Origin of the sequence: Marinobacter sp. LV10R520-4 (assembly GCF_002563815.1) — a bacterium.
Classification (GTDB): Bacteria; Pseudomonadota; Gammaproteobacteria; order Pseudomonadales; family Oleiphilaceae; genus Marinobacter.
The window spans coordinates 3,230,639-3,244,968 of the sequence record NZ_PDJM01000001.1 but is presented as its reverse complement, the minus strand read 5'-3'; the positions used below and the strand labels follow the sequence as shown (position 1 = coordinate 3,244,968).

Sequence of the window (14,330 nt, the reverse complement as noted above, 5' to 3'; positions counted from 1 at the left end):
TTTAATAAGCCGCGCAGTGTACCACACAGGCACCCTTCCCGGGGCTTTAAGGGCGACTGTTAATCAAACACCACGGTCTTGTTTTCGTGGGTGATCACGCGGTCTTCAATATGCGAGCGCAAACCGCGAGCCAACACACTTTTTTCCACATCTTTGCCCAGGCGCACCATGTCGTCGGTGGTATCGCGGTGGGTGATGCGAATCACCGACTGCTCGATGATCGGGCCCTCGTCCAGATCCTGAGTCACATAGTGGCAGGTAGCCCCGATAAGTTTCACGCCACGGCTGTAAGCCTGGTGGTAAGGGCGGGCGCCGGCGAACGAAGGCAAAAAGCTATGGTGAATATTGATCACCTTACCCGCGTATTTGGCGCACAGTTCCGGCGGCAGAACCTGCATGTAGCGCGCCAGCACCACCACATCGACCTGGTACTGCTCGAACAGGTCTTCAATGTGGGCAAAGGCTTCTTCGCGATTGTCTTTGCTGACCGGCACGTGGTGGTAAGGGATGTCGTGCCATTCCACCATGCGGCGCAGATCGTCGTGGTTGGACACCACCGCCACAATTTCGACGTTCAGTTCTTTGCTTTGCCAGCGGTGCAGCAGATCGGCCACGCAGTGAGATTCCTTGCTGCACATCAGCACCACTTTTTTCGGCTGCGCCGAATCGGTGATGCGCCAGTTCATGTTGAACTCGCGGGCGATAGGCTCAAACGCTGCGCGAAACTGTTCCAGGCCAAAGGGAATCGAGTTAGCCTTGATTTCGTGACGCATAAAAAACCAGCCACTGTGGGTATCAGAGTGGTGGCTTGCTTCGGTTATCCAGCCGTTGTAGGTGGACAAAAAATTACTCACCTTAGCGACAATTCCCACCCCGTCCGGGCAGGAAATCACAAGACGGTAGGTATGCTCCATGAAAGCCTTTCCTTAACTCAAACGCGGGAAAGCGGATACGTCGGGGGAAAGCCGCAACCTGAAATTAAGCTAACGGCATTACGCACCAATGAAAATGACGGGCTATGATAGCTTATCTGAACGTTGGAAACGAGGAGCTAACGCATGCACAGCCACCTACAGGCACCCAATTCAAAAACAGGCTCAAACACCCGCTCAGGGCGATTAAAACCCACATTTCTGGGTGCTTTTGTTATCGGTACCAATTTGATGGCTATCAGTACCAGATTGATGGCTATCAGTACCTGCCTGGCTGTCAGTGTCGGCGCCCACGCCGATGCCATTCTGGAGGGCGAACGCTTTAACCCGGTAACCGCTACCCAGGGCATGGTGTCTACCAGCCACACCCTGGCCACCGACGTAGCGCTGCAGGTGTTAAAAGACGGCGGGAATGCAGTCGATGCCGCAGTCACAGCCGGCTTCGCCCTGGCCGTTACCCAACCCCGCTCCGGCAATATCGGCGGCGGTGGTTTTATGCTGATTGCGCCTGGCGATGGCGCGGCACCGGAAGCCATTGATTATCGCGAAACCGCACCGGCAGCAGCCACCGAAGATTTGTTTCTGGATGAAGACGGCAAAGTGGTGCAGAACCGCAGCCGTTTTACCCACAAAGCTGCAGGCGTGCCCGGCACGGTGGCCGGGCTGGCTCTGGCCCTGGAACGCCACGGCAGCATCAGCCTGAAGCAGGCTTTGGCGCCGGCCATTAAACTAGCCAGCGACGGCTTTATTGTGCCGCGGCGCTTCAGCGAAGGGCTGGAGCAGGCCCGCGATCGCATGACCCGCTGGCCTGCTACCCTGGAAACCTTTTATAAAGAAGACGGTTCAGCCTGGCAGCCCGGTGAACGCTTTCGCCAGCCGGAGCTGGCCACCACCTTACAGCGCATTGCAGACCAGGGCACTGACGGCTTTTACAAAGGCGAAACTGCGCGCCTGATTGCTGAAGAAATGGCCCGGCACGACGGCCTGATTACCGAGGCTGATCTGGCCGGCTACAAGCCTGCCGTCCGCACACCGGTACACGGCACTTATCGCGGATACGACATTTACTCCATGTCGCCGCCCTCCTCTGGCGGCATTCACATCGTGCAGATTCTGAATATTCTGGAAGGTTTTCCAATAGGCGAATACGGCCACAACTCCGCCAGCGCCATTCACCACATGGCCGAAGCCATGAAACTGGCCTACGCAGACCGCACGCAATACCTCGGTGACACCGACTTTGTGGACGTGCCCGTGGCGGGATTAACCAGCAAAGACTATGCAGAAGAATTGCGCAGCACTATTAAGGCGGACAAAACCCGCCCGGCCAGCGAGATAAAACCGGGGCAGCCGGCGGCTTATGAAAGCCCGGAAACCACTCACTTTTCAGTGGTTGACCGCTGGGGTAATGCGGTATCAAATACTTACACCATCAACTTCAGCTACGGATCGGGCATTACCGTGGCCGGCGCCGGTTTCTTACTGAATAACGAAATGGACGATTTCAGTGCCAAGCCAGGCGTGCCCAACGCTTACGGTCTGATAGGCGGCGCGGCCAACAAGATCGAACCCGGCAAACGCATGCTGAGCTCCATGTCGCCTACCGTGGTGCGTAAAGACGGCCGCAACTTTCTGGTGACCGGCAGCCCTGGCGGCTCGCGCATCATAACTACGACCCTGCAGGTGATCATGAACGTGATTGACCACGGTATGAACATACAAAGCGCGGTCAGTGTGCCGCGCATTCATCACCAATGGTTGCCAGATCAGATTCGTGTAGAGCAAGGTATTAGTGCAGACACCGTGAAACTGCTGGAAAGCAAAGGTCACACAGTGGTCACAGACTCGGCCATGGGCGCTATTCAGAGCATTATGATTGGCGAAGACGGTACACTTTACGGTGGCGCAGATCCCAGGCGTAGTACGTCATCGGCCATGGGCTTTTAATAACTATAAAAGATTGCACAGGCTATGACGCCATAAGCAAAAAGATAACCGTAATACTGCCGTGGCTCGTTGGTCCGTGAATAGTATTTTGCGCGCAGACCACCTGCCATGACCCGACCTGTCACCAGAGCAAGTATCATCATAACGACAATGACCCAACCAATGGCCATTACTATTGTTACTGGCATTTACATTTCCTTCAGGATTTTGACAGACTCGCTACGGTGTGCGCCGTACGTTCAAATGTGAGCGCGATACGCTCGAACATACCCTCGATAACAACCGTTTGTTGATCTGGCAAGTCCACCGAATGTACAGCCTGCAACAAACGATCGCTGGCTTCTCGGAACCCGGGATTGAATTCGCCACGAGAACTCATTAGGTAGGTGTCTGCCAGCACCTGCTGCCAATTACGCAATTCGGCATCTACCAACGGTCCACGCCGTTTATGAACCAGTTTGCGCAAGCGTATGGATGTGTGCCCCAGGTTAAGGCCGGTAAAACCCAGATCCGTCATAAAGCGTTCGCTGCGTTTATTTTCCTGATCGTAATTGGCCAACCGCAGCAGGCGCTCGCCCATGCGGCCGTTGTACCAGCGTTCCGGCGTGGGATGGTTGTTTATATCCACCAGATCTCGTGCCGTTGCGTGCAACAGTCGCCGCTTCATCAGCTGGCTATCGGGCGGCGCAATCAGCTGAAATATCCAATAGAGCGCACCAATACCGACCAACAAGCCGAGAGCATTGTTGGCGGCATCTGCGGCGTTAAATGTCATATTGTTGCCAGGCTGGATGATCAACGCAAAGGGAATGCAAAAACCCAGGCCGTAAGGCAAAGTTTCGCGGCTGGCCAGCGCCACTAGACCAATATAATAAGGCCCGGCCAATACTAATATCAGAATTTCAAAATCCCCGCTGCTTTGTGACAGCAGTGCCAGCCCGAACACCAGCGCCACCGGTACCGAGACCGCCACACCCAATAGCAGGCGACGGAGAAACACCTTCAAAAAGGCCAAAGAAAAGCGCGCAAAAGTGACCGAAAAAACAACCGGCATAATCATCATCAAAATGGCCGAGGGGCTGGCGGTGGTCACCCAGACGGTGGCACCAAACAGAAACACCATGCCCGTACGAAAACCGTTGATGGCGCCAAACAGAGGGTCCCGATGAGTAGACAGTTTGGGAGCTTTCAACAGTGTACTGTCTGGATTTTCCAGAGCGTTGTAAGCCCGCAACACCACGGCCAGATCTGACGCCAGTTCTAGGGCCGTGCCTGCCAGACGGGTAACAATGGCGGACTCGTCTACAAACGCAGAGCGCTGCTCCAGCAGCAGTCGCCGCAATGCCTGCGCCAGGCGGTAAGCTTCTTCATAGTTGTCGGTCGCAGCAACCAGGCGGAAATGGGTGCGCATGGTATCCAGCATCTGGCGAAACGCTGGCGACAGCAGGTCATCGTGATTACGATGAAAACGGCCGAGAATCTGGGTCAGCGCTACCAGCGACAGCACCTTGTTGCTGAGCAGATTAGCAGCCCGGCTGCGCCCCGGACCCTCCGGGCTTTCATACACCACGGCGCTGGAGTCGTCTGCCAGCGCAACCAGGGTTTCCAGAATCTGCTCGGCGCTGTGGTGGCGCTGATCGTGGGAGCTTTGAGGGTCCAGCTCGAAGGTCAGATTTTCCAGGGTTCTGTTAATCACCGTGCGGGCGTCGTCGCGCATCTGGTCTTTCACCATCATTGGCCACAGCAGCTTGCTGACCAACATGGCACACACCGCGCCCACGGTTATTTCACTGATACGAGCCTGGGCAATATCAAACACTGCCTTGCTGCTGGCGGCCTCGGCGTTGGCCATCACCAGAATCACCACCAAAGCAGCGGTCATGCCGGCCATGGCAAAGGCATAAATAAAGTTTTTGCTGTGCACCATGGCCGCAGCCGCGGAATTCAGGCTCACCCACAACGCCAGACTGGCCAGTGCCAGCAGCGGGTAAGGTATCAGCAGCGCGAGTATGAGGATGCCTACAGCACCCCCCAGCAGTGATCCCAGAATCAGGCACACGGCTTTTTCGATCACCATCCCGCTTTCCGGACGGATCTGTAGAAAAATAGCTGCGACCAGGGCCCAGTAAGGTCGCTCCAACCCCAGATACATGGAGGTGAACAGCGCCATGGCCATGGCGATAAGGCCTTTGATGGCGAAAATCACCGCGTGCTTGTCGGGCATCAGCAACTTTGCCAGCCAGGGGTGTAGCTGCATATTACTGATCGGTGTCGAGATAGATTGAAACCGTCATACCGGCGCTAAGATTGAGGCCTGGCGGCAGTGAGTCCAGAGTGATATCCACCGGGATGCGCTGGGCCAGGCGTACCCAGTTCACCGCCTGCTGCACTTGTGGCAACAACTGGCCGTTGCTACTAACGCTGGTGTCGGCAATGCCTTGGGCAATACTGGTGACCTTGCCCTGCATTTCACCGCCGCTCATCAGTGTTACCCGGGCACTCTGGCCGACGTAAATTTTCTGAAGCTTGGTTTCTTCAAAGTAACCGGTCACGTAAAACGAGCTTTTCTCCACCAGAGACACCACCGGCTGGCCCTGGTTCACGTAGTTGCCTGCGCTTAGATTGAGATTGCTAACAGTGCCGGTTTCAGGCGCCATTACCCGGGTGCGCTGAAGGTCAATACGGGCCGTTGCCAGCTCAGCCTGAGCCAACTCGTAACTGGCTTTGGCTGACTCGGTTTGAATGCGGTAGGTTTCCAGATTCTCGTCGCTGATCGTCTGGCGGCCGCTCAAGCCTTCGCGGCGCTGATACTGATGCTGAGCCAGTTCCCAGGCGCTGCGCTTTTGCGCCAGATAAGCGCCGGCTTCGGCAATTTTGGCCTGATAGCGGGATTCATCAATCACAAACAGCAAGTCGCCCTTGTTAACCGGCTGATTGTTGCTTACTTCAAGGCGGGTTACCCAGCCGGATACGTCGGGCGCTACGGTAATAACATCTGCGCGAATACGGCCATCGCGGGTCCAGGGCGAATGCAAATAGTGGTTCCATATCCAGTTGCCGGCCAGTATGGCCGCAACAACCACCAGCAGAGTAACCCCAACACGCAATAATTTTCCCATAAGTCCGCTTCAGTCTCCCACCCAGTAAATTGTCAGCGCCAGATAACACACAAAAAGCCCCACATCGAACCAGGCATCTTTCCAGATATAACGCCGCAAGCGCAGCCGGTGCAGAACCCAACGAGTGGCCATGGTCATCAAAAACGCCAACGGCCCCAGCACCACCAAAGGGCTGAACAGCATTCCGCCTAAACTCAGCTCATGAAACATGCGTATTTTTATCACCCGGTTATTGCGGAATCTGTGTGTGTTGGCGGTAAGGAATGTATTGGACAACTATCGGGTGCGAAAACCAATAGCCATTTGCCAGTACATCCGCAACTAATCCAGCACGGCGCTTATATCCGGGTATTGGCAGTGACAAATGGCCGGCCACCTGGCTTGGCCGATTAAGCCCGCGCAACCCTAGTAGCAGGAGTTCGGCGACGATTCAGGATTGATGTCACCAGCCACTTCGTCCGGGTCTATACCGTGGTGGGCCAGCACTTCACGCACAAAATTTACCTGCGCCAGCACCCTGTCGGCATCGTCACCGTAATCGTAACGGTTTACTTCTACCGGCTGCGGCATAAAGGTAAAAGCGGTTTTCAGTGCGGTCAATGTATCGTCGTCTATCATCAGCAGGGTCCAGTTAACGTGAATGATTTGTAAAATCAACTATCGGCGAGGACGCACCCAATCGTCAATCATTGTTAGCGCCTCGTTTAGGATTACTGATCATGCACCTTAAAGCTCAATAAGTGTCATTCTCGCTGTACACGGCCACCGACAAGTCACCGTTGTTTGCCTCTGTCACCACAAAGGTGATCGGCTTACAGCACACTTGACAGTCCTCGATGTATGATTGCTGCGCATCTTCAGGGTTGATCAGCACCTCAATAGACTCACCGCAGTAGGGGCATTCAATGTTGGTTTCGGTCAGTTCGTTCATAAAGCCTCTTTATTCAGCATGATTCAGCATGCGCCCTGGGGCACGTAGATGTAGCCGTGTTCCGTGCAGCCGAATACCCGTTCACTGCTCCCAGCCTGGTACAAAGCCGCAATATACAGGCAAACAATCGCATCCAGAACGTCTTCGTTATGCTTCAGAGCTGCGCCACGCAAAAAGTGAATACGTTGCGTATCCAGATAGGGTGAAAATGATGAGCTTATGGTTAACGCCATTCTTTGGGACTGCGCAAGACTCAGTAGCAAACTGGCAAGCCGGGCCTGGCCCTGGCGCTTACCCGCTACCTGGCCCTTTTTATAAAGCAGACGCTCCGGCAGTTGGAATATTTCGATCAGCGCTGGGTGGGGGTAACACTCCAGCTGCCACTTTTGCCCGGGCACAGCCAGATGGCCAAAGCCGGCTGCGTGCAAATGATCACCCAGCAACACGCCGTTCGACGCAGGAAATAGCGTCAGATTGCAAGCGTGGCAAGACGCCTTCCGCGCACCATAAGCCACCGCAATACCGCGCTCACAGGGCCGCTGCCCGCTCGGGTTACGAATAATGAGTGGGCCGTCTACCGCCACGCCGTGAAGACCCTCAACAGAATCTAGGGCGCTGGCAACGGCGTCAAAACCGTGAAGGTTTTCAAACACGCTGGTTACCGCTATAGCGCCATCGGCAACGTTCCCTACCGCAATAGCCGTAGGGTTGCGATTGCCCTGCCAGGCGAGGTCGACACCTGCAATCATTGCCATAAAATTTCCTTTCCAGTTTTCATTTTACGCTAAGACTACCACTGTAAACGGTGACCCGGTCATTCGAATTCTTAATCCTGGCGGTTGAAATCCGGCTCTGTTCGGAATACTGTATATTTAAACAGTACCTCGAGATTTAGCCATGAATGAACTTCTATCCGCCCTGAAGCAAAGCGCACGTATCTGGCAGGGCCATCAGCCTGCTCACACCAGTCAACTGGCAGAATCTACCGGTTACCAAGCGCTGGATAACCAGCTGGGCGGGCTGGGCTGGCCGCGGGGAGCACTCAGTGAATGCCTGCTGGACACGCCCGGCATTGGCGAGCTGCATTTGCTTCTGCCACTGATGCAGCGCCTGACCCATAGCGGAAAAACCGTATTCTGGCTGAACCCGCCGCACATTCCCTATGCCCCGGCACTGGTGCGTGAAGGGGTTGATCTTGACCAAGTAGTGGTGATTCACACCCAGGACAGCGGCGATTTTTTATGGACTCTGGAAAACTGCCTGCGCTCACCGGTCACCGGGCTGGTTATGGCCTGGCCCGGCAAGCTGGCGTTGCGGGATGTGCGGCGCTTGCAGCTGGCCGCTGAAGCCGGCAGCAACGTGTGCGTATTGTTTCGCGAACGCTGCCATGCCGCGCAAAATTCGCCAGCGGCTCTGCGCCTTGAGTTGCAGCCAGACGCCAATCAATGCCTGCAGGTGCAAATACTCAAACGCCGTGGCAGCTGGCCGGGCCAGCACTGCGAGCTGCCGTTACCGCAGCGGGCTGGCCGGGCCGTGGCCGAAACCAGCCGCGTGGTTAAGGGTCCCTGGCCCAGGCCGGCCCGGTAACCCTTTATGCTGTGGTTACATCTGCATTTTCCTCAGTTATTGCTGGACCATATCCGCCGCTCCCGAAAGCAGGACGCAGCGCTGGTGATTGTGGACGCCTCTGGCCAGAAGGTACTTCAGGCCTGCGCTCAGGCCAGCAGCCAAGGCGTGCAGCCCGGCATGCGGCTGAAAACCGCGCTTAGCCTGGTGGCAGATCTGGCGATGGTCCGTACCGATCCGCAGCAGGAAGCCCGGGTACTGCAAGACCAGGCCCGCTGGCTGTACCGCTGCGCCGCCCACATTACCCTGGTGCCGCCGGATGGCCTGCTGGCTGAAATCGGCAGTCTGCAAAAGCTGTACGGTGGTTTGCCGGCGGTGTGGGAAACCATAGAGCAAGGCTTGAACGAACGCCGCCTGACGGCCTGGCTGGGCATTGGTCACACCCCGCTGGCAGCAAGGCTGATTGCCCGCACCGGCAAAGGTGAATGCAGCGCCGACCAGGGCCACATGCAGCGTCTGCTGGATCAGCTGCTACTGCCGGCAGCAGAGTTTGACGCCCAGGCCTGCACCCGCCTGCAGCGGTTAGGCCTGAATACACTGGGCGACCTGTTCGCCCTGCCCGCAGCCGAACTGGCGCGACGGCTGGGCCCGAAAATTCTGGCTCACAGTCAAAAAATACAAGGGTCACGTCCAGACCCACAAACGCCCTGGCAGCCCCCGCACCGGTTTCGCCAGCAAGCGGATTTTGTCGAAGACATCGAACATTCCCAGGGACTGCTGTTTCCGTTGCAGCGCATATTGAGCGAGCTGGAAGAAGATCTGTGCTGGCGCCAGCAGGAAACCGACAGTCTGAATTTGTTGTTGTGCTATCGCTACACAGAACCCACCCGCCTGCACATACGCACGTCCGGCCCGGAGCATCGGGCGGAGGCTTTTCTGAATTTGATTCGCCTACGCTTTGAACAACAGCCTTTGCAAGCTCCGGTGGTGTCACTGGTATTGCTGGTAAAACGCTTTATTGGGCGTGAAGCCGCCAGCGGACAGGATTTGTTGGGCGAAACCCAAGATATGAACGAAGCCTGGCACACGCTGATCAGCCGCCTGCAGGCCCGGCTGGGCGACGGCGCGTTGCAACAGCTGGCGCCACACGCTGATCACCGCCCTGAGCAGGCCTGGGCCAGTGCCGATGTACAACGCAAACAGCGCAAAGCCAGCGCTGCGGAGAATCCGTTACCTTGCCGCCCGCTGTGGCTGATGCATAAACCTCAGCCGTTACACACTAAGCCGCAGGCCTGGTTTTCCGGCCCGGAACGCATCAGTGGCGGATGGTGGGATGGCCAAAGGGTACAGCGGGATTATTACATCGCTCAATTACCCAGCGGCCAGTTGGCTTGGGTATTTCGGGATGCCAGTCAGGGCTGGCACATACACGGGTGGTTTGGCTGATGCAGTCTGAAAGTTATATAAGTGGTGAAAGCCATGAAAGCTACGCCGAGCTGCACTGCTTCAGCAACTTCAGTTTTCTGACCGGCGCCTCGCATCCCCATGAGCTGGCAGAACAAGCCGCAGGGCTGGGTTATAGCGCCCTGGCCATTACCGATGCCTGCTCGGTGGCTGGTATTCCCCGCGCCTGGGCGGCGCTTAAAAACAGCCCGGTAAAACTCATTACCGGCAGCTGGTTTGAATTGAGCGACGCACCGCCTGGGGCCTGCACGCCCCGCTTCATACTGCTGGCGCGTACCCGCAAAGGCTATGGCCAACTGTGCCAGCTGATCACCAGCGCCCGGCGACGTGCGGAAAAAGGCCAGTACCAGCTGTATTACCGTGACCTGGAAGTACACGCGCTGGACGACTGCCTGTGTTTGTGGTTACCGCCAACATTGGCCAGCGCCGACAGCCAGCAAGCGCTAACGGCGGGTGAATGGCTGCTGCGATTGTTTGACCGGCGGCTGTGGCTAGCAGCCTCACGCACTCTGGAATCCGCTGAAGAACTACAGCTGGCCCGCATACGCTGGCTGGCCGGGGAATTACGCTGCCCTATCACCGCCAGTGGCGACGTGCACATGCATTGCCGCAAACGCCAGCCCCTGCAGGATGTACTCACTGCCCTGCGCAACCACACCAATCTGGAAAGCGCCGGCCATTGTCTGTTTCAAAACGGTGAACGTTACCTGCGCCCCGTTGCGGTATTACAGCGTCTGTTTCCCGCCGCGTGGCTGCAGCAAACTCAGGTGATCGCCCGGCAATGCACATTTGAACCCGGCAGCCTGCGCTATGAATACCCGCCCGACCTGGTACCAGCCGGCACCAGCGCCGCCGGTTATTTACTGCAACTCACCCGCGAAGGCGAACGCCGGCGCTACCCGGACGGCACACCGCTACAGGTGCAGGCGCTGATTCACAAAGAGCTGGGGCTGATTTCGGAGATGCAATACGAGCACTATTTCCTGACCATTGAGGACATAGTCGCATTTGCCCGCGGCCGCGGCATTCTGTGCCAGGGCCGTGGTTCAGCAGCTAACTCTGCGGTGTGCTATTGCCTGGGCATTACCGAAGTGAACCCGGCAAAAGTCGACCTGCTGTTTGAGCGTTTTATTTCCAAAGACCGCAACGAGCCACCGGATATAGACGTCGATTTTGAGCACCAGCGGCGCGAAGAAGTGATTCAATACATTTATCAGCGCTACAGCCGCGACCGCGCAGCCATAGCCGCCACCGTTATCCGTTATCGCCCGCGCAGCACCATTCGCGACGTGGGCAAAGCCATGGGGTTTGACCCATTGCTGGTAGAACAACTGCTTGACGGCATCGACTGGCGCGACAAAGCCACACCCTGGCGCCAGCAGATACTGGATAAGAACCTGACTCGCAACCCAAACGTCGCTGACCAGTTTTTTACCTTGGTAAATACCCTGCTGGGCTTTCCACGCCACCTGTCCCAGCATGTGGGCGGTTTTGTCATCAGCGCCGGCCCTCTGGCGGAATTGGTGCCCATAGAAAGCGCCGCCATGGCCGACCGCACGGTGATTCAGTGGGACAAAAACGATCTGGAAAGCCTGGGGTTAATGAAGGTAGACGTACTGGCGCTGGGCATACTCACCGCCATTCGCAAAGCTCTGGAGATGATCAGCGCCCAGTTAGGGCGGCCGTTTCACATGCAGGACATTCCCCAGGAAGACCCGGACACTTACGCCATGCTGCAAACAGGCGACAGCGTGGGCGTATTCCAGGTGGAATCCCGGGCCCAGATCAACATGCTGCCGCGGCTAAAGCCCGCCACTTATTACGATCTGGTGGTACAGGTAGCCATTGTGCGCCCGGGGCCTATTCAAGGCGATATGGTGCATCCTTATCTGAAGCGCAGGCATGGGTTGGAGTCTGTAACTTACCCCAGCCAGGCCATACAGCGAGTGCTGGAACGTACTCTGGGTGTGCCCATATTCCAGGAGCAGGTGATCAAACTGGCCATGGTCGCCGCCGGCTTCAGCGGCGGCGAGGCCGACCAGCTGCGCCGAGCCATGGCGGCGTGGAAATCCCACGGCGACCTGACTCCATTTCGCGATAAATTGCTGGGCGGCATGAAAGAGCGCGGTCATACTGATGATTTCGCCGAGCGCCTGTACCAGCAAATATGCGGTTTTGGCGGCTACGGTTTCCCCGAATCCCACGCCGCCAGTTTTGCCTTACTGGTGTATGTATCGGCCTGGATAAAGCGCCACTACCCGGCCGCGTTTTATTGCGCTTTGCTCAACAGCCAGCCCATGGGTTTTTATTCGGCGTCTCAACTGGTGCAAGACGCTCGCCGCCACGGCGTGGACATACAACCGCTGGATGTGAACCACAGCCAGTGGGACCACACTCTCCAATCTCAAGCCCCACAATCTCAAGCCCTGCAAACCCAAACCGATAATCATCTATCACTGCGCCTGGGCCTGAGCCAAATCCGCGGTCTATCACAGCAAGCTGGCACGTCCGTTTCCGCCAAAAGACCAGAAACCGGCTACACGTCTTCCAGCCAGCTACGGCAGCTGACCGGTCTGAACCAGCGCGATATGGAGCTGCTGGCCGGTGCCAACGCCATGCCCGGTTTTACCAGCAACCGCCACCAGGCCTACTGGCAGTTGCTGGGCTACGAACAACCGGCTGAGTTATTTATCGGCGAAGACAATAGCGCACCCGAATCAGCCTGCGAGCAACTACCAACACCCAACGAGGGCCAGAATATAGCGGCAGACTACAGCAGCCAGGGCCTGACCCTACAGCGCCACCCCCTGGCACTGCTGCGGGAACAGGGCCACCTGCGTTTCTGCCTGAGCGCCAGCGAACTCAACACCATAGAACCTGGCCGCCCGGTACAGGTAGCCGGCCTGGTAACCGGCCGCCAACGCCCCGGCACCGCCTCGGGTGTAACTTTCGTTACTCTGGAAGACGAAACCGGCAACATCAACGTGGTGGTCTGGCTGGCCACCGCCCGTCAACAGCGCAAGCCCCTACTCACCGCACGGCTGCTGCACGTAAAAGGCGTCCTGGAACGGGAGGGAGATATAGTGCACATAATGGCCGGCAAATTGTCTGACCTTAGTCACCTGATAAAGGCTCTTCCAGTCAGTTCGCGGAATTTTCACTAAAAACTCAAACTGCGCGGGATACGCTCCGGAATAGGCATGTGATTAAAGGCGGAATCTTCCGAGCTCCTGGCGCATTTTCTAAAACCCAGTTCGTTAGTTTGATATTAACGCTTCACCAAATACGGCCGTCAATTCTTGAGTTAACAGTTGCAACCCCTTGCCTTTATCACTGATTTTCCACGCTAGATAATACTCGAAAACAGAGACCTTGTTTAACGTCAGCTCTACAAGTTCGCCATTGTTGAGTTGATTTTGAATACGTAGTCGCGGTAAGTGGCCTACGCCTATTCCTGCACGGATCGCCTCAACTTTTTGATCTATGTTTTGCACGTAGAAATGTTTCCCGTCGCTGCTTAAACCTGCGCTTCGGGTAATATCACTGACAGACGTATCATGCGTGATTACTCTCCGAACTTCCGGCAGGCGCCTCTGCAAAGCGTCAGGGTTGGTCGCTATACTCGCCAGTTCATGGCGGGAAGCAACAACCGGCACCAGATCGGCACAGGCCAATGGTATTGCCCGGTAGCCTTTTTGCAGCGGGACCGGCCCGGGCGACCCGACAATTAAATCGACCCGACCTTGCTCTAAAGCCTCCCACCCGCCATTCAGTACTGACTCACAGACATCGATTTCAATCGTGGAATGCGCCTTGAGAAATTCATCCAGCACGCCAAAAAAGGCTGGGTAAGACTGCGTTGACTCTATGGCGATGCTAATGCGCGGCTCCCAGCCCGTGGCCACTTCCTTTGCCTTATTCGCCAGTCGTGCGGTGGTTTGAAGTATCTCCCTACCCTCGACCAATATCAATTTTCCGGCTGACGTTAACACCGAACGGCGCCCCTGCCGCTGGAATAGCGCAATACCCAGCTGCTCTTCCAGCTTTTGCACCGCATAGGAAACGGCCGACGTCGCTTTGTTCAGCTCTTCAGCCGCTTTCGCGAAACTTCCACGCCGGTCTATGGCATCCAGTGTTTCCAGAACCTCTATTGTAATTGGGTTTTTTGCCATTACGCCTCCAAATAACTGTTCTGATATTTAGAACATTCTAAACAGATATTAACTCTTATTGCGAATTTTTTAACCCTTATAATGAGTCAGTTACTTAAAAAACATTCGGCTGATCTAGAGGCCGTGGCAAAGGGGCACAGCATGTCAGATGACATTCTGACGTCGACATTTTCGGCCAAAGAATCTACAGGAGTCGCAC

General features: G+C 56.3%; 13 protein-coding genes. 4 read left to right on the top strand and 9 right to left on the bottom strand.

Translation table 11 applies throughout. The features are described from left to right. Nucleotides 1-59: 59 nt before the first annotated feature. Nucleotides 60-914, bottom strand: coding sequence for a formyltetrahydrofolate deformylase (gene purU, locus ATG98_RS15745; RefSeq protein WP_098418065.1), 855 nt, complete (start codon nt 912-914; stop codon nt 60-62). 144 nt (nt 915-1,058) lie between these two features. Between purU and ggt the strand changes: the two genes are divergently transcribed. Beyond that, nucleotides 1,059-2,879 carry a gamma-glutamyltransferase gene (ggt, locus tag ATG98_RS15740; RefSeq protein ID WP_098423794.1) on the top strand — a complete coding sequence of 607 codons (1,821 nt, stop codon included), beginning with the start codon at nt 1,059-1,061 and terminating at the stop codon, nt 2,877-2,879. Here the strand turns inward: ggt and ATG98_RS15735 are convergent. The 7 genes from ATG98_RS15735 to ATG98_RS15705 all read right to left on the bottom strand — a co-directional run bounded on the left by ATG98_RS15735 (nt 2,876) and on the right by ATG98_RS15705 (nt 7,684). Continuing rightward, complete coding sequence (locus ATG98_RS15735) at nt 2,876-3,067, bottom strand: hypothetical protein (protein WP_098423793.1); 192 nt, start codon at nt 3,065-3,067, stop codon at nt 2,876-2,878. The genes ggt and ATG98_RS15735 overlap by 4 nt on opposite strands. Nucleotides 3,068-3,078: 11 nt before the next feature. Further along, nucleotides 3,079-5,136, bottom strand: coding sequence for an FUSC family protein (locus ATG98_RS15730; protein ID WP_098418063.1), 2,058 nt, complete (start codon nt 5,134-5,136; stop codon nt 3,079-3,081). A 1-nt stretch (nt 5,137) separates the two neighbouring features. Then, nucleotides 5,138-5,998, bottom strand: a complete 861-nt coding sequence (locus tag ATG98_RS15725; RefSeq protein ID WP_098423792.1) for an HlyD family secretion protein — start codon at nt 5,996-5,998, stop codon at nt 5,138-5,140. Between the two features lie 9 nt (nt 5,999-6,007). After that, the gene (locus tag ATG98_RS15720; protein ID WP_098418061.1) at nt 6,008-6,208 is read right to left on the bottom strand and encodes a DUF1656 domain-containing protein; all 201 of its coding nucleotides are present in this window, start codon (nt 6,206-6,208) and stop codon (nt 6,008-6,010) included. Between the two features lie 195 nt (nt 6,209-6,403). After that, complete coding sequence (locus ATG98_RS15715; protein ID WP_098418060.1) at nt 6,404-6,616, bottom strand: penicillin-binding protein; 213 nt, start codon at nt 6,614-6,616, stop codon at nt 6,404-6,406. A gap of 115 nt (nt 6,617-6,731) precedes the next feature. Continuing rightward, nucleotides 6,732-6,929, bottom strand: a complete 198-nt coding sequence (locus ATG98_RS15710) for a CPXCG motif-containing cysteine-rich protein (protein WP_098418059.1) — start codon at nt 6,927-6,929, stop codon at nt 6,732-6,734. A gap of 23 nt (nt 6,930-6,952) precedes the next feature. After that, the gene (locus tag ATG98_RS15705; RefSeq protein WP_098423791.1) at nt 6,953-7,684 is read right to left on the bottom strand and encodes a DUF429 domain-containing protein; all 732 of its coding nucleotides are present in this window, start codon (nt 7,682-7,684) and stop codon (nt 6,953-6,955) included. A 142-nt stretch (nt 7,685-7,826) separates the two neighbouring features. On the opposite strand from ATG98_RS15705, the gene imuA reads away from it, so the two are divergent. Genes imuA through ATG98_RS15690 form a run of 3 tightly spaced genes read left to right on the top strand, consistent with a single transcriptional unit; the run spans nt 7,827 to nt 13,123 of the window. After that, nucleotides 7,827-8,516, top strand: coding sequence for a translesion DNA synthesis-associated protein ImuA (imuA, locus tag ATG98_RS15700; protein ID WP_098423790.1), 690 nt, complete (start codon nt 7,827-7,829; stop codon nt 8,514-8,516). A 6-nt stretch (nt 8,517-8,522) separates the two neighbouring features. Then, nucleotides 8,523-9,941, top strand: a complete 1,419-nt coding sequence (locus tag ATG98_RS15695; RefSeq protein ID WP_098418056.1) for a Y-family DNA polymerase — start codon at nt 8,523-8,525, stop codon at nt 9,939-9,941. Beyond that, a complete protein-coding gene (locus ATG98_RS15690) occupies nt 9,941-13,123 on the top strand; it encodes an error-prone DNA polymerase (protein WP_098423789.1) in 3,183 nt (1,060 codons plus the stop codon). Before ATG98_RS15695 ends, ATG98_RS15690 begins: the two co-directional genes overlap by 1 nt. 93 nt (nt 13,124-13,216) lie before the next feature. Here the strand turns inward: ATG98_RS15690 and ATG98_RS15685 are convergent, their stop codons facing one another. Continuing rightward, a complete protein-coding gene (locus ATG98_RS15685; protein ID WP_098423788.1) occupies nt 13,217-14,131 on the bottom strand; it encodes a LysR family transcriptional regulator in 915 nt (304 codons plus the stop codon). Nucleotides 14,132-14,330: the final 199 nt, after the last annotated feature.